The following is a 16,304-nucleotide window of genomic DNA, read 5'->3' on the forward strand; positions in this document are numbered from 1 at the left end:
CCCCCTCTCATTTTCACCGAGGTGAGACGGGATTAGGAACGGCGGCGGCGACGGAGCAGCGCGCCAGCGCCGAGGGCGAGAGCGGCGATCGAGGCCGGCTCAGGCACCGGAGCGTCGGTGCGGAAGTTGACCAGCGCGGTGTTCGCCGCACCGGTACTGGTGCTGGAGACGTCCCAGTTCGAGGCGCCGAACGTCGTGTTCCACAAGCCCACCGCCAGCCAGTATCGGCCGGGGCCGATGTTGCCGTCCCGGCCGTTCGCGGCGAGACCGCCGATTGCGCCGTTGGGATCCGAAGGCATCGTCCGGGACGTGGTGTTGCCAAAGGACAAGGCGCTCATGAAGCCGTGTCCGTCGTCATCATCGCTGCTGATCAAAGCGCCGGTGTTGCTATAGAGGCCAATCTCCGTATCCGGAATGGCCGTGTTCGTCGAAAAGACGTCGATGTCGAAGTAGAAACCCGAGGCCGAGGTCACGTTCGGAAAATCGAAACGCAGCCAGACAATGCTGGTCCCCGCCAAATCGACGCCCACGCTCCGGTCCGCAACGCTGTACGGCGTCGCGCTGCTGGTGATCGTTCCCAAGTCGAAAAACGTGACCGGCTGCGCCTGGACGGCGGCCACCGCCCCGATCGCGAGTGCTGCAAACAGTAGCTTCTTCATGCGGAATCCCTCTCCCTTCTGAGGCCAAGGCATCACGAACGCGCCCAGGTCCAGACCCATGGTAACGCCTTTCCGTCTCTTCGGCAACCCGATTGGCCCACTTCCGGTAGTTATGCTAGGTACCCGCCCGGACTCCTTCGCGCTCAAGGGCCTTGACCAAGTTGGCCTCGTTTCCCGATCCCACGAGGGCGTCCTTCACCTTCCCGTCCCGCCCGATCACGTACATTGTCGGGATGCCCGACACGTTGTACTTCGACGTCGGAATGCTCTCCTTGCCCCTGCCCGCCGGGTCGAAGGCAAACGTGAAGGTGTAGGTCGTCCCCCCGTTCTTCGCGATCCACGCGTCGAACGGCGCCTTGGCGTCCAGCACGTTGAGACTGAGCACCACGACCCCCTGATCGCGAACCCGATCGTAGATCTTCTGAAGACCCGGCATCGACTCCTTGCATGGTCCGCACCACGTCGCCCAGAAGTCGAGGATCACGACCTTTCCCTTGAAGTCGCTGAGCCGGATCGGCTTGCCATCCGGGGTCTGGGCCACGAAGTCGGGCGCGACGGTGCCGGCGGCGAGAAGCGACTTCTCTTCGACCGGGGCCTGGGGCGCCTCCGATCCCGCGCCGGGAGGCGCCGATGGAACCAACGTCAACTGCGCTCCGCTGATCGACGGCATGGCGTCCCACCACTGGCCGTCGAGTTCGAAGGGCCGATCGATCGAGAACCGCTCCCGGACGCGCATCGTCTTGCCATCCCGAGTCTCGGCATAGCCGGTGAAAAGGCCGTCGTCGTTCAAATCCACCATCAGCTCGATGGGACGACGCGTGCGGTCCCCCTGTTTGGGGACCGTGAAGATGCCGTCGCTCCCGTTCTCCACCAGAAGGAGCCGGTGAGGCTTGCCGTGGAGGGTCAACCGCCCCTCGCGCGCGCTGAACTTCGTCCACCCCACACGAGGGTCGCCGTCGCGCTTGTAAAGAAAGAGCGTGTAGGTGCCTGACTCCTCTTCGGAAATGGGAGATCCCCACGAGGCATGGACCTCGACCGCCTTGGAATAAGAGACGATCCCGTCGATCTCCTTCGCCTCGTCCCACGTCGGCGGGCCATCGTCGGTCAGGTCCCCGTTTTGATTGAGGTCCACAAAGAGACGCCCGGTTTGCCCAGGCGCCTCGTCGACGGCGAAGTAGGTGACGCATCGCGGTCCGTTGCCCACCTGGAACGCCCCGTACAGCGGTTTGCCGTTGTACGGCGGTTCCTTGGCGATCCCTTTGGGCTTCTCATCGACCAGGGCCTGCCCCGAAGGCATGTAGCCCATCATGTTCTTCTGCAGCGCCTCCATATCGAGGGCGCGTTGGGAGAGCGCAAGCTCCAGCGTGATCGCCGCTTGGCCGGCAGCCGTGTGCTGCTGCCCGCAGGCGCAGGCGACCACGCCGAGGGCCAGGACCAGCATGGGCTAGCCTCCGCCTTTCCGGTTCGCAAGGGCGGCTTCGATCGCCTTCTCGAGCGCTGCGCCGCGGATCGCGTTCCCGCTGGCCAGGACCTTCCCCGTGTCGCCATCGACGAGCAGGCCAAAGGGAATGCCCTCCACGCCGAACTGCTTCCCAATGGTGGTGTCCCAGTACTTGCCCTCGTACACCTGCTTCCACGGCATCGAGTGCTCTTTTGTGAACGCCGCCACCTTTTCGGCAGCATTGGCCTGGTCGAAGCTGATCCCGAGGATCTCAAAGCCCTTGTCGTGGTACTTCTCGTACGCCTTGATCACATTGGGCATCTCCTGGATGCACGGGCCGCACCACGTCGCCCAGAAGTCCACCATGACGATCTTGCCGGCGTAGCTCTTGGGGAAGCTGACCTTCGTGCCGTCCGTCGCAGTGGCTTGGAACGTGGGCACCATCGCGCCGACGCTGAGGTCGGGCGGCAGCGGGAACTCCTCCACGCTCTTGCTCGAGGTGACGGCCTGGAACGCTCCGTCGACGATCTTCAACTCGTAGGTCGTCCCGCCGAAGTTGAACGGCTTGTCGGCAGAAATGCTCTCCGCACGGCCGTCGCTCTTGCCGTTTCCGTTGCGATCCACCCAGAGACGGGTCGTCGGCTCGACACCCCCGGCAAAAGCGATGGGATAGGTCTTTCCGCCGACCGTCAGCTTGCCCTGATAACCGAAGTCGGTGTAGTAGAGCAGTGTGTTCTTCAGCGCCGCGCGCTGCGGGTCGTTCTTGTCGAACTTGTAGACCACGACCGACGCCAGGTCCCCGTGGACGAGCACTTGGGCTCCGCCGAAGTACATCGTCATCTCCCCCTGCTTGCGGGGCGCCCACGTCGTGGCGGGATCGTTGGTCAAGTCGCCGTCCGCGTTGCTGTCCACGTACAGCTGCGCGGTGCCGCCGTCCGGATCGTCGAGGATGAACGCGTAGCGCTTCCCTTCGATCGCGAAGGACCCGAACATCGGCGCCTGAAGGCCGCCCGGCCTCTTGGCGACGCCCGTGGCGTCGGCGCTCATTTCAGCGCGGATTGGAATGTAGCCGCCCATCTTGGCCGTCATGCCGCTGGGGACGAATGTGAGGCCCCCGCCTTGGGAGGCAAGGAGGGCGCCGGTTAGGAGCAAGGTCACCATGCGCGCAGTGTACCAAGATGGGTCGAGCACTACCCTGCGCCGACCACGGAATGCATGACGCTCAACCAATCCGCCGCCTGACCGGCCGAAGGCAGCGAGCGCAGGCGATCGACGCACCGCGCGAGATGATCCCGCACCTCGCGCTCCCCCGCTATCGCAACCTTCAGCTTCGGTGGCTGCGTGAACGTCCTCTTCTCGAGCCGCTCGAACAGACGCTGGTTGGGCGCATAGAGCGGCGCGGCGCCCAAGCGATCGATCAAGGTTCGCGTCGTCCGGGCCTCCTCATCGAATCCCAACTCGAAAAGACTTGCGCACAGGGTGACCATCGACGACTTGGCCAGGCGCCGAAACTCCTCGCTGTATCCAAAGTCGAGCAAGAGCAACGTGCCCACGACCTCCGAGAGGGCGGCCTTCGCGTACAGCTTTCGCTCAAATGCGATCTGGCCCAGATTTTGGAGGATCTCGCCGGTGGCGCGCAGGTCGTTGCGTTCCCGCGCGTGCGCCAGGGTCGCCTCGAGGATCAGCCCGGCGGAGTCCAAATCGGCATCCAGTCGATAACGCAGGCGCCCGATACATGTGTTCACAAGGCTCTCCACCCCGGGGATCGGTCGCCGCCGTGAAGTGATCCGAGGCGGCCTCTTGGGCGGCCAAAGCCTCGTCCAACCGCTCCTGCGACTCGAGGAGGGTTCCCAGGTTGTAGTAACACTTGACGAGCGTCGACTCGTCGACTTCTTCGTCGGCTTCCGCGAGCGCCTGGCGGTACCTCTCGATGGCCGCCTCGGGGTGGCCGAGCGCGCGTTCGGCGAGCCCCGACTGCATCGTCAGTTGACACCTTTGATCGCTTGCCGCGGCCCGCTCCGGGGTCATCTCGAGGGCGATCTGGACGAGCTCCCTCATGCGCTCGAACGCGCCTGCGTGAAAGTAGGCGGCGGACAGGGAGAGCACCGCGGGCAACCACCCGGGAGCTTCGACACGCGGGTCCACGAGAAGGAATCGGTCGACGGCTTGAAGCTGCGATGTGCCCAAGGCGCTGGATCCGAGCCAAGGTCGGATCGACGCGAACAAGAGGGTCGCGTGGTCGCCCGCACCTTCACCGATCAACTGGCCCACGATCTCGAGGGCCACGGGAAGGGAGTCCGCGATCTGGAGGTCGAGCGGCGTCTCCTCGCCACGCCGCGCAAACCAATCGACGCTCCTTTCTCGAAAGCGCCGAAACAGGTCGGCGCTCCTTCCCCCCTCGGAGACCGATGTCAGCGCGGCCGCAGTCGAACGCAAAACGCGAACGTACGAGGATGTTCCATCGCGAGAGATCAACCCGGAGAGCAGCCCTTCTTCCAGATCGCACGGCATCGCTCCGGAGCACTCGAGCAGGTGATCGATGTGGCAACGACCGCCCAATCCCGCAACCAGGGTCACCACGCCTTGCGCCTGCGGACCCAGATTGCGATAGCTGCTTTCGATCGCGTTCCGGAGGGAGGAGCGACGATTCGCACTGCCCCGGTCGCTTGTCAGTGCATCGAGGTTGCGGCGCAGGCTGCCGATCGTGGCGGCCACGCCGATCGATCCTCCGAGGCGGCCGGCGATCTCGAGGGCCATCGGAATGCCATCGCAGAGTTCGGCCATTTCGAAGAGCTGCGCATCGGGAGATCCCGTTGCCTTCGGGTCGACCACCCGCTCAAGGTTGCGCACGAGAAGCTCGATGGCGGGGCCGGGGGTGCACGGATCTCCCAGTTCCAACGGCCCCAAGGTCATCATTCCCTCGCCAGGCAGCCCCAGACGGGTGTGGCTGGCGCACACGAAGCGGGCCTCCGGATGGGTCCGGAGAAGTTGCTCGACCGTATGCCGATGCTCCGCCTCGACATGGTCGAGCAACACGACCTCGCACGTGCTCTCGGTCAGCAGCCGCGCGACGAGATCCGGTGGCTGCAATTCGAAGTCGAAGTGGGCGGTCTCCATCAGAGGGGAAACCCGCCAGAAGAGGACACGCAGAAGATGCGACTTACCGATGCCCGATTGCCCGGTCAGCGTCGTCAAGCGCCTCCCGCGATCGTCTCGCACCAAGTCCATGAGGGCCGCCAGATGCTCCCGGCGACCGACCATCGGCGCCGATTCGGGAGCGATGCCCCAGCGGCGACCCTGGGGCCGATCCATCCCCGAGAGCAGCGACTCGAACAGGCTCGACACCGCGCTCGGAACCTGTTCGCCGCAATCGTCGTCGAGTTGGGCCTCGTACGAGGAGAACGTCTGGACCACTTCCTCCTTCAACCCCAGGGCCGCGTAGATGCGCATCAACGCTTGGACGCGGTGCGACGAAGGCGTCCGCTGGAAACCAAACTCCGCGAGCCGCTCCAGAATCAACGGCGCGTGCTTCTGGCCCAAGGGCCCCGTGGCAAGACACTCCAGAGCTTCGAGCACCATGCCTTGGAGCTGCGATCGGATCGGGCTCAGCAACGGGTGCTCGAGGTCGCTGAAAGGCGTCGCGCGGGCAACATCCAACGCTTCCTGCCAGAACGCACAGGCAGCCAACGAATCGCGTTCGTGGCGCGCGCGCTGGGTGGCCTCGGCAAACGCCTTGACGTCGCACAGAAAACTCGACGCGCAAAGCCCGACTTCATCGGGAGTCACATAGAGCAAGGAGAGCTCGGAGTGGGCCGCCAAGGCCGTTTGAGCGCGGGTTAGGAGCAGGGCGAAATTGGGACTCCAAGCGAGGTCGTCTTCGTCGAACAGGGCGTGGGCGAGGGCCCGACGGTCCGCGTACAACGATGGTTGCGACGCCAAATAGGCGATCATCGCCTTGAGTCGCTTGCTCCTGGTTCGGAAGAGCCTGCCGTCAGGCCCCACCAAACTGAACGGCCCAAACAGGCACGCTTTCCACTTCATTCGCGAACCGCCTCGCCCTCCGATCATAACACGGAGCTGAAAGTGAAATGCAAGTGAAATGGTTGGTCGCGAATCCTAGGTGATCGGAGGCCACATGAACACTCTGCTTGCCGTTTTCATCGTCACCGCGATCGGCCAAGGCCCGATCCCGACCACGCCAACCGTCAATCGACCAGCCGCACACGCGTCGATGGCCACTCCCTGGGACGCCGTCCACGCGTACCTTGCCGAACACGCAACCCGCATCGACTCCCGGACCGAGGACCTGCTCAAGGCGGAAGCGTATTCGGGCACATGCACCTGGACTCTGGTGGGATGTGCCGATCGAAACTCCGCGCCGCCGGTGCTGGACGGACCGGGATTGGGGTGGCCCGCAGCCGATCGCGTGGTCTTCTTCGCTTCGGACTCGGAGGCGCTCATCGCCGCCTCCATGATCCTGGACATCACGGCCAACCCGCCGCCCGACTCCGGCGACTTGGACCAAGACTAGGTTCGCTGGCTGCCTAATCACCGATGTCGACATTTGAACCACGGCCGTCGAACGAGAGCACCGCGGAAGAGCACGCCCGCCTGCAACTGCTCTTCCGCAGGGCTTCCTCGCTCCCGCAACTGCCTCAAACGGCCCTCCGGCTGATCCAGTTGATCGATGAGGGTGAGTCCGGGGCGCGCCAACTGGAGCAGGTGATTCTAGAGGACCCCGGTCTCGCCGCCGAACTCCTGCGCCACGCCTCGCTGTCGGCCCATGATCGGGAACCGCCCGTCTCGATCCGCCAGGTGATCATGCGCCTTGGACAGAACACCGTCCGGTCCATCTCCAGTTCGATGCTGGTGAGCCTTGCCATTCGCCGTGGGGAGATCGTCGGGCCGTTCAACCCTCGGCGCTCCGCGATGCGCTCGACGGCGACCGCGATCATCGCGAGATTCCTCTATGCGCGCGCCAAACAATCGAAGCCGTTCGAGTCGGCTTGGAGCGCAGACGATCTCTACGCGGCAGGGCTCCTCCTGAGCCTGCCGGTGGCTCTGCTCGCCAAGGTGGCCCACGAGGTGTTCCGAAGGACGTTTCACAGCGCCCTTCGAACCCAGACCAGTGTCGAGAGCGCGTATCGAGCCCTCTATGGAGAGTCCCTCTTCCAACTGGGCGCAGACGCAGCCAGTTCCTGGAACATGGCGTCGGTGTTTACGACCGCGCTTCGGTGCTTCGAGGAGCCGTCGTCCTTCGAACAAGAGTACGTACCGCTCTGTTGTCTGAACTACGCCAACCAGATCGTCGTCGGTAGCGACACCGGACTTGAGCCATGGCCCGTCGCCCGGACCATCTCTCCCGAAGTGGAAGAAGAGGTGGGCATGCAGGACGAGGAGATCGCCGCCCTCCTCCAGTCCGTCCAAGCCCACCTCCGCGTTTCCGGGTACGTGGATTCCCAGTCGCCTTCGCCGTAGGAGCGACTGCGGCGACACGCTTCGGCGCGCATCGCCTTCGGGTTCAATGGAACGGAGGTGTGAACATGTCGCCGGTGCGCTTCCTTGTCGCCGTCGTTGCGGCCACCGCGATCTTCGGGATCGCGCTCGATCTCGTCACAGCCCACGTCGCCGTCGAGTACTTCACGGTCCACCACCCCCACGTGATCGACAGCGACTCTCCGATCGCGATGGCGCTGATCTGGGGCGTGGGCGCATCCTGGTGGTTCGGCCTTGGCGCCGGATTCCTCCTCTGGTGGGTGAACCGCCGTCGCCCGCAACCAGTGGCTTGGTCCCAGATTTTCGGCTGGATCGTCCGCGCGCTGGCTTGGCTCTGGGCTCTGATGATGGGGATCCTGCTGGCGGTCTACGGTCTCGCAGGGCTCGTACCGATGCACCAGCGAGGGCCGACCTTCGAGCACGATCGAAGGCTCATGGCCGTTGCGTTGACCCACGCTACGGAGTACGTGTTGGGGGGCGTCATCGTCGTGATCCTCCTCGTGAAGATCGTCCGGGCCTCGAAGGTCCGCACCGCCCCGTGACAGATCACACGGACGGCCCTCTGACACTCAGGTGCCTGCGTAGTACAGGGGCTCCTGCCGCCAGTCCTTCTCGCGATCGTGCGCCATCGCCTGCACGCGCGGGCGCCGCTCCCGCAGCCGCACGGACTCGATCATGAGCGCGCCGCCGCCCGAAAGATGGTTCTTCCCCACGCACTCGAGCCGGACCACATAGCGACCGGGCGCGGGCCAGAAGTCCAAGAAGTGGAACTCCCTCGCACCGACCTCCGGCGCGTAAAGGTCCATCGGCTCCCCAAGCCGGATGCCGTCCAGCGAGAGCACGAAAATGCCCAGATCCGGACCGAGACCCATCGTGACGAGAAGCCGCAACGGCTCCTTCACGCTCACATCGAACGGAATCTCCACTGCGCACGCACCGTCCGGCGCGGGAACGACCAGCACCGGATGCTCGAAGTGCTCCGGCAACGAGCGGACGGCCCGCTCTCTCCCGACCGGCTTCGGTCTCCCCGTGTACTCCAACCGTGGCAGCTCTTCAGGCTCTTGCGAGGGCGGCTCGAGCGAAGCCGCTAGGGCGACGATCCGATCGATGCTGGGGAGCGCGCGCTCGCGCGCGTGGGGGGCCCGGGCTGCGAACGTCGGCGCCCCCGTCTGGTACCAGAAGGCCACGCTGGCATAGTCGTCCTCGCGCGGGTTCCAGCTCATCGCCCGGTACTCGGGGTTCTCGTCCGGCGACATCCACCCAAACGTCTCGAACTGAACTCGAATCGACGTGTTGAACACGATCGGGTCGTTCACGTGCCAACGGTAGGCGCTCGTATGACCGCCCACGATGCCCCACTGGTCGAAATAAGGCACCCCGAAGTAGGGAGTCAGGGTCTTTTCCAAACCCCACGCGCACAGGAAGTAGTCCTCGGTGCCCGTGCCCCAAATCGACGGAATCGCTTCGCCGTCGATCGCGATCATCTCGTCCCCTTCGCCGAACCAGTACGGGCTGCGCGTGCGCACGCAGAACACGGTCCCCACGTAGTGGCCCTTCCCATCGGTTTCGAGCACGGTGTAAGGCTCGCCGTTGCCGGTCGGATAGCGCTGCGTGTACTGCGCATAGAAGTAGGGCGTGTCCTCGGGCAGCGAGTCGCGCTGGACCCAGTCGATGTTGTAGTACAAGAGGCTGAGGGGCTTGTCGCTCTCGTTTACGATCTCGACGCGAGCCGACTTGCGGAACGGCATGTGCCAGAAGCAGTTGTACGAGTCGCCGCCCTGGGTGGTCACGGGCACGCTGATCACCTCGCTGCGCTTGCCGAAGCAACCGCCGAAGAAATCGCCCAAAGGCGCCTCGACGCCCGGCCGGTCGCTGCCATCCCACGTGATGCGCAGCAGCAGCTCCTGGTGGTTGGCGGACCCATCCTTCGCCCACGGATGAGGCTCGGGCCCGAGAAACGTGATCCACATGTGGGTGATCACGCCCGGGCCTTCGACATCCATCAGCACATGGGTCTGCCCCGGGGGGATTCGAAAGTTGTCGCGATTGCTCTTCTCCTCGAGGTCGCTCTTAGGGGGTGCCGTGGGGTCGTAGTTGCCGTCCGGCCCCTCCCGAAAGGTGGAGGTGGCGCGCCGGCTGCGTCCGCTCTGCGGCGCGGCAAGCGATCCCATGGGGCCTGGACCGAACGGAGAGTTCACTGCCTGAGGAGCTCCCGAGCCCGGTCCCTCGCCTTTCCGGAGCCACTGGCGGCCAACACCTCGATCCACGGCTTGGCGGAATCGATGCCGTAACGGGCGAACACGTCGAGCCAGCTTAGGACTTCGGGCTCGTCGCTCGAGAAGAGGCGTGTGACGACGAGATCGAGTATCGGGGATCGGCCCATGGCGTCGCGGAGAGAATCGGGCACCTCGTGGAGCAGCATCGCGGCCGCAGCAAGATGGGCCTCGGGAGATTCCGAGTCGATCATCTGCCACAGCACGGTCGCCAGGTACCTGGCTCCCGTCTCCGGCTCGCGCAACCACTCGGCGACCTTTCCCCGGGTCGCCGCAACCACCGCCTTCGGGTCTGCTGCCAGCGCCGTCCGCAGCGCCCAGTTCGCCGAGGGGTCGTCGGGGATGGGCTCTGCCAGGAACTCGGGCTTGAGCAGGCCCCTCAGCTTGTTGGCCTTGGCCTCGGGGAGCGATCCGCCCAACACGTCGTGCAGCACGCGCACGTAAGAGCTTTTGGTGATTGGTGGATCGAGGCGGTCGAGGATCGTGTCGTAGCTGGCGTCGTCGGTGTAGATCCAGAGGCGCGCCTGGTCCCAAGGGCCTCGCGAGCGGGACGCCGCCGCGATGCCGGCGAGTCGTCGGAACGTGGGATCCTTGGGGTAGGCGACCGCGTAACGGGTCTTCGCCGTGGGCGCCTCCTTCTTCATCTGGGCGCACAGCACGCGCACGCGCTGGGGCTCCGCATCCGAAATGGCGGTGACTCCGAAAGTCGAGCGGAGCAGCTCGGCGTTCTCGGCCACCACGAGTTCCTGGGCGCTGGAGTCGTCCGGCACGAGCCGGGTGCCGGCGGGGAGGAACAGTCCGCGGGCATCGCTCCCCGAGAAGGAGACCTGCACGGCATTCATGCTCTCGCCGACGATGGAGTAGCGACCCGCCTTGGCAAAGGATTCCCGCTGCAGGCTCGCGTACCCCGCCGTTCGCGTTTGGGTCGGCAGGATCTTGAAGTCGCTCCCGAACATCGTTTTGGGGGGGTCGGAGCCCGTGGAGGCGTGTTGGGTCTTCTCGCACGCGCAATCCAGACCGCGCGGTGCCACCGTCGGTCCAGGATCGACCAAGGTCGCACCCGCAATGCGGATCTTCTTGTGGTCGAACAACCTCCCCGCTTCCGTCGCAGGCCGTCCACCCTTTGAACTCATCAGGGTGACGGTGACCGTGAGGACGACGTCGTACGGCCGCTCGTAGAGGAGGTACTCCTGGTATGCGCACGGCTCGTCAGGTGTCACGATATGCGGCCGCTCGAACTTCACCGTCCGCTTGGCGAACGCCTTCTTGAACTGGTTCACCGCGTCCAGCACCGGCGCAAAGCTCGCCCATGGAAGTCCTCGTGCGGCGGAGGCGCGCATGACATCGCCGTATTCGAACCGCCACGAATCCACCCGGCCCTGGGGAAGAAAATCGATCGGCGTTCGCCAGTAACCAGCACCATCACCCTCGAAGCTGTGGCTCTCGGAACAGGGCCGGTCGCACAGGCGGTTGCAGGCGGCGTGCGTGGCGTGGTTGGGCGGCGGACCTTGGCATGCGTTGATGCACATCGATCGCCAAACGATTTTGGGTTCGCCCTCATGCGCCGGTTCGAGGTCCACCGACACGTCGAAGCGCGCGAACTCGCTGTCCCCGCCGCCCGTGTCCTGCTTGGGTCCATCGATCCGGCGCACGATGGTGAGCGAGAGGTCCTGGGCGTTGCCCGTATTGAGCGGAGTGCCCTGACCCGCGGTGATCAGGAGCGCAACGAGTGCGGCGACCATGCGAGGAGTATAGGACTCGGTGCTAGGGTTGGCAAGGGGGTGAGGCTGTCACGGATTCGTCACACCGTGGGTCATAGGCTCTGGCCGTGGTTCACGCATCGTGAACGAGGAGACAATGGATGGATAAGTACGCACGCATATCGACGATCTTGATGACGGCCGCTGCGGTTTCGACGGGCATGTTTGTGTTCGTCAACGCCCGAGCTGGAGAAGGGGCCGGCTCTGCAGCGGTTGACGTCGGATGTTGCCTCCTACAGGCTCCGGGCCCGGACGGCGGATACGATCAACATTGGGAATTTGATTCGGACAATGCGATCCCGACCTGGAGTTGCTACCCCGGTGGACCGGTGAACTGCGTGCCCGGTTCCAAACCGCCGAACTGGTGGCCGATAAAGCTTGGCCTTCCCACTTCGGTCGCCCTAGGTAATGGGATTCGACAGTTGGAGTCGCTCACTGGTGACCTCAAGCCACAGGGACCAACGCTTTATCCTGGGTTCGTTGTGATCAACTCTCAACTGATGCTGGTCTACAAGGGACCAGCGAAGGAGGGGCACCGAGGCGCTGGGGCCGCTCAAATCACAATCGACAACTTGATCGATAAGATGTCCCTTGATCCCAAATCGATTGTAATCCCCATTCGAAAGGGTGCTCCCGTAGGTTCGGGTCCCCAGATGTGTTGGGGGGCAGATTCCGGTGGCAACCTCTACCAGGTTCCTTCAAAATCTAACTGCGTCTTCCCAGCACAGCTCCTATCCTGCACGCGACCCTCACGGTCCCACGACGAGAAGTTGATGCAGGTCACGTCCCGGGCAAACGCGATCCTCAAAAAGATCGCCGATTCGAATCGGGACCGAAACGTCAGGCTCGCGATTCTCATGGTGCGTGGCAGGCCTGCCCTTGCCTGGGTCCGCACGGAGCGACCCAAGGCAGCACTCCCCATAGGGCCCAACAGCAAGTGGGAGGAAATTCAGGCCGCGCTGAACATCGGGGGCTAGCTGACCCGAGGTGAGCCCCCCGTTGGGACGTGGAGCTCACCTCGCCGAAAACCAACTCGTTGTCGACACTATTCGGCGATCACCCACGCGCTGGCGTTGTCGTGCAACAGGGCGCGCACGTCGCGCCCGATCTCTTCGTCCGAGATCGTCCGTCCCGCCCGCTCGATCGCCTCGTAACGGGTGACCAGCGCGTCCGCGATCTCCCGGCGCGAGTGCTTCCACTTGTAGACGACCTGATCGAGCACGCGGGCGTCCGAGTGCTGCGGAACGAAGCTCGCGCCCAACAGCTCGAGGCGGAGCAGCGTGGTCTCGCGCACCAGCGAGGGGTTGTTCATGAACCACCAGCACCCGAACGGCAACAGGTTCGAGAACTTGCGGGCCGCCACGCACAAACCCTGCTGGTTCTCCCGCGCCAGCGCGGAGACCAGGAACCGGTTGTCCGGAAACGCCTCGCACAAGCGCTCGACCGCTCCCATGTCGGCCAGCCCGAGACTGTCTCCCGCGTCGCCCAAGCGGGGATGGACGCGCTTGCGGACTCCGATCATCATCGCAAAAGGCAGTCCGTGTTCCTTGCATACGGGCAAGATCGCCTCGGCCACCACCCGCGCGCGATGCGAGTCCTCGGGGAAGGCGAACGTCGGCGGCAGGGACGCGGCCATGTAAAGGGGCCGCATCTTGGCGACCCAGCCTTCGAGGAACGTCCGTATGGCGCCGATTTCGGTGGGAACCTTCGCCGCGGCGCCGCTCGAACCCACCGAAATGCCGCCGAGCAGGGGGTCGATCCTCAGGGCGGCATGGAAACGGGGATCTCGCTTGGGAGCCTCCCAGAGCGGCGCCTCCCGCCCGTCGAACGGGTCGTTCGTCATGACGAGAGAACGCACCCCGCTGAGGTCGAGCACCCGGTCGAGATGCTCGTCGAACGCCACCGTGTCGAAGTACTCGCGCACCTCTCGGAGGTCCCGCGCGTTCGGGTCGAAACCAAACTCCGACAACGTCGTCACCACGCCGGTCGTGGCTTCGGAGATCGGCGAGTGGCGAACGAACAACGTGTCCCAAACCACGTCCGCCTGCTCGCGCTTCGGCATCGCCAGAAACACCTCCGGCGCGATCGGGGAGAACCGCAGCGTCTCCGCAACGAGGTAGTGGTACGTGAGAAGCTCGTCGATCCCCCAGAGCGTCAACCCGAACGACGGCAGGTACAGGTGCGTGTGGATGTCGAAGACCGGCGACCGGTCGACGGCGTCCCTGACGGACCGGGCCAAAGACTCGCGTGCCATGGCCGGATTCTACCGGCGGCACGCCTCGACGAAAGCCCTGGCTCTGCGGGTGAGCTCCTCCCAGTCCCCTTGGGCGAGAATCTTCTCCGACACGAGGCTTCCACCCGCGCCGAGCGCCACGCACCCCGCATCCAGGAACGCCTTGCAGGTCTCGAGCGACACGCCCCCGGTCGGGATGATCTTCAGGTGCGGCAAGGGCCCCAGGATCGACTTGATGTACGCGGGCCCGCCGACCTCGGCCGGGAAGATCTTGATCGCGTCCGCACCCGCCTCGTACGCGAGTTGCGCCTCGGTGGGAGTGAACGCTCCGCACGCCACGGGCACGTCCCGCTCCCGGCAGAAGGCGACCACGTCCAGCCGCATCACGGGCGTGACCATGAACTGGTATCCCGCGGCAAGCGCGTTGCGCGCGTCCTCCACGCCGAGCACCGTGCCCATGCCGAAGGCGATACGGTCGCGCAATCGTTCGGGTACCGAATGAATGGCTTCCAGTGCACCGGGAGTGGTCATCGTCACCTCGATCGCCCGGATACCCCCCGCGTCGAGCGCCTCGCACAGAGGCGCGAACGCCACGGGCGACTTGGATCGCACGATCGCGACGATGCCCGGGTGGTGAATTCGGTCGAGAATCTTCTCTCGGGTCATCGGCCTACCTCCTCACGCGCCCGGAACCCCCGCCCTTCACCAGCGACTCGACCTCTTCGCGGCTGAACACGCCGAAGTCGCCGGGCACCGAGTGCGCGAGACACCCCGCGGCGGCGGCGAACTCGACCGCCTCCCGCGGGTCCATGCCCTGCAGGAACCCGAAGATCAGCCCCGCAGCAAAACTGTCGCCCGAGCCGACCCGGTCCACCACATCGATGACGTACCACCGGCCGAATGTCGCCGCGCCGTCGGTGAACACCACCCCCGACCAGCCGTTCCGCGAGGCCGAGTGGCTCAGCCGCAAGGTGATTGCCGCCGCCTTCAGCCCGAATCGCTCGACGAGTTGGCGGGCCACCTCCTCGTACTGCGGTGCGTCGAGGGTGCCCGCCTCGGGGTCGGAACCTTGGGCCTCGATGCCGAACACCGACGCGGCGTCCTCCTCGTTCGCGATGCAGACGTCCACGTGCTCCATCAGCTCGGTCATCGCGGCCCGCGCCTGCTCTCGGGTCCAGAGTTTCTTGCGATAGTTGAGATCGCAGCTCACCGTCAGGCCCCGCTCTTTGGCGGTGCGCGCCGCCTCGGCCACGGCCGTCCGCGCGCTTTCGGAAAGCGCGGGGGTGATGCCCGAGAAGTGGAACCATGTGGCGCCCTCGAAGATCGCGTCCCAGTCGAGCGACGCGGGGTCCAGTTGGGAAATCGCGCTTTCGGCCCGGTCGTAGATCACGTTCGACGGCCGCTGGCTCGCGCCGTGCTCCAGGAAGTAGATGCCCAGCCGGCCCGCTCCCCTTTGGACGAACGCCGTCTCCACGCCCCATCCGCGCAACGTGTTGAGGCACGCCTGGCCGAGGTCGTTGTCCGGCACCGCGGACACGAACGCAGAGGACACGCCCCACTGCGCAAGGGCGACCGCGACGTTCGCTTCAGCCCCGCCGAAGTGGGCGTCGAAGGAGCGCGCCTGCAGAAACCGCTCGTTACCGGGCGGGCTGAGGCGAAGCATGATCTCCCCGAAGGTCACGACTTTCATGGCTTAGAACCCGATGCTCGCCCCCCCATCGATGGGCAGACACACGCCCGTCACGAACTTCGCCGCGTCGGAGCACAGGTAGACGGCGCCCCACCCGATGTCGTCGGGGTCGCCGAGGCGACCCATCGGGGTGCGCGAGAGCACCTTCTGCTTGCGCGCCGGGTCCGCGTCGAGCGCCTTGCGCGTCATCGCGGACTCGATCCACCCCGGAGCGATCGCGTTGACGCGCACGCCGTGCTCGGCCACCTCCGTGCAAAGCCCTCGCACCATCCCCAAGTACGCGCTCTTCGCCGCCGAGTACGCGATCACGAGCGGCATCCCGATCAAGGAGGTCATCGACGCGGTGAACAAGATGCTGCCGTGCTTGCGCGCGATCATCCCCGGCAGGACCGCGGCCGACAGCGCGTGGGCGGCCAACACGTGGGTCCGCAAGACGCCTTCGAACTCTTCCACGGTCGTTTCCACGGCGCGCTTCTTGAGGTGGATGCCCGCGTTGTTGACGAGGATCGACACCTCACCCACTCGCTCCACGAGGCGAGGGATCTGGTCGAATTCCGTGATGTCCTGGGCGAGGTACGTCGCCTCGGATCCGAGGTCGTCGCACGCCGCGCGCAACTCTGCCTCACGCCTGCCGACCAGCACGACCCGCGCGCCGGACGCAACGAAGCACCTGGCGATGCCGAGGCCGATCCCAGTGCCGCCGCCAGTGATCAGCGCGGTCTCCCCCTCCAGCAAGAACGGGTTCATGCTCA

General features: G+C 65.2%; 14 protein-coding genes. 3 read left to right on the top strand and 11 right to left on the bottom strand.

What is annotated here, in order from left to right; translation table 11 throughout:
- Positions 1 to 32 precede the first annotated feature (32 nt).
- From M9921_09650 to M9921_09670, 5 genes are all read right to left on the bottom strand, one after another.
- Positions 33 to 659: a PEP-CTERM sorting domain-containing protein gene (locus M9921_09650; GenBank protein ID MCO5297108.1), complete on the bottom strand. Its 627-nt coding sequence runs from the start codon at positions 657 to 659 to the stop codon at positions 33 to 35.
- A gap of 115 nt (positions 660 to 774) precedes the next feature.
- Complete coding sequence (locus M9921_09655; GenBank protein MCO5297109.1) at positions 775 to 2,100, bottom strand: TlpA family protein disulfide reductase; 1,326 nt, start codon at positions 2,098 to 2,100, stop codon at positions 775 to 777.
- A gap of 3 nt (positions 2,101 to 2,103) precedes the next feature.
- Positions 2,104 to 3,261: a TlpA family protein disulfide reductase gene (locus M9921_09660; GenBank protein ID MCO5297110.1), complete on the bottom strand. Its 1,158-nt coding sequence runs from the start codon at positions 3,259 to 3,261 to the stop codon at positions 2,104 to 2,106.
- A 29-nt stretch (positions 3,262 to 3,290) separates the two neighbouring features.
- On the bottom strand, positions 3,291 to 3,800 hold the full coding sequence (locus M9921_09665; GenBank protein MCO5297111.1) for a hypothetical protein: 510 nt from the start codon (positions 3,798 to 3,800) through the stop codon (positions 3,291 to 3,293).
- Complete coding sequence (locus M9921_09670; GenBank protein ID MCO5297112.1) at positions 3,691 to 6,141, bottom strand: hypothetical protein; 2,451 nt, start codon at positions 6,139 to 6,141, stop codon at positions 3,691 to 3,693. Before M9921_09670 ends, M9921_09665 begins: the two co-directional genes overlap by 110 nt.
- 94 nt (positions 6,142 to 6,235) lie before the next feature.
- Between M9921_09670 and M9921_09675 the strand changes: the two genes are divergently transcribed.
- From M9921_09675 to M9921_09685, 3 genes are all read left to right on the top strand, one after another.
- Complete coding sequence (locus M9921_09675) at positions 6,236 to 6,631, top strand: hypothetical protein (protein MCO5297113.1); 396 nt, start codon at positions 6,236 to 6,238, stop codon at positions 6,629 to 6,631.
- A gap of 23 nt (positions 6,632 to 6,654) precedes the next feature.
- Positions 6,655 to 7,578: an HDOD domain-containing protein gene (locus M9921_09680; protein MCO5297114.1), complete on the top strand. Its 924-nt coding sequence runs from the start codon at positions 6,655 to 6,657 to the stop codon at positions 7,576 to 7,578.
- Positions 7,579 to 7,643: 65 nt separating this feature from the next.
- A complete protein-coding gene (locus M9921_09685; GenBank protein MCO5297115.1) occupies positions 7,644 to 8,138 on the top strand; it encodes a hypothetical protein in 495 nt (164 codons plus the stop codon).
- A 27-nt stretch (positions 8,139 to 8,165) separates the two neighbouring features.
- Here M9921_09685 and M9921_09690 read toward each other — a convergent pair whose 3' ends face one another.
- From M9921_09690 to M9921_09715, 6 genes are all read right to left on the bottom strand, one after another.
- Entirely contained in the window at positions 8,166 to 9,767 is a 1,602-nt protein-coding gene (locus M9921_09690) for a DUF2961 domain-containing protein (protein ID MCO5297116.1), read from the bottom strand.
- A 23-nt stretch (positions 9,768 to 9,790) separates the two neighbouring features.
- Positions 9,791 to 11,611 (bottom strand): hypothetical protein, encoded by a 1,821-nt coding sequence (locus tag M9921_09695; GenBank protein MCO5297117.1) that lies wholly within the window; start codon positions 11,609 to 11,611, stop codon positions 9,791 to 9,793.
- A 1,063-nt stretch (positions 11,612 to 12,674) separates the two neighbouring features.
- Positions 12,675 to 13,883, bottom strand: coding sequence for a hypothetical protein (locus M9921_09700; protein ID MCO5297118.1), 1,209 nt, complete (start codon positions 13,881 to 13,883; stop codon positions 12,675 to 12,677).
- Between the two features lie 9 nt (positions 13,884 to 13,892).
- Entirely contained in the window at positions 13,893 to 14,528 is a 636-nt protein-coding gene (locus M9921_09705) for a bifunctional 4-hydroxy-2-oxoglutarate aldolase/2-dehydro-3-deoxy-phosphogluconate aldolase (protein ID MCO5297119.1), read from the bottom strand.
- Between the two features lie 4 nt (positions 14,529 to 14,532).
- The gene (locus tag M9921_09710) at positions 14,533 to 15,552 is read right to left on the bottom strand and encodes a sugar kinase (GenBank protein MCO5297120.1); all 1,020 of its coding nucleotides are present in this window, start codon (positions 15,550 to 15,552) and stop codon (positions 14,533 to 14,535) included.
- 3 nt (positions 15,553 to 15,555) lie between these two features.
- The gene (locus M9921_09715) at positions 15,556 to 16,299 is read right to left on the bottom strand and encodes an SDR family oxidoreductase (protein ID MCO5297121.1); all 744 of its coding nucleotides are present in this window, start codon (positions 16,297 to 16,299) and stop codon (positions 15,556 to 15,558) included.
- Between the last annotated feature and the right edge of the window lie 5 nt (positions 16,300 to 16,304).

It is taken from the genome of Fimbriimonadaceae bacterium (genome assembly GCA_023957775.1).
In the GTDB taxonomy this organism is placed as follows: Bacteria; Armatimonadota; Fimbriimonadia; order Fimbriimonadales; family Fimbriimonadaceae; genus JAMLGR01.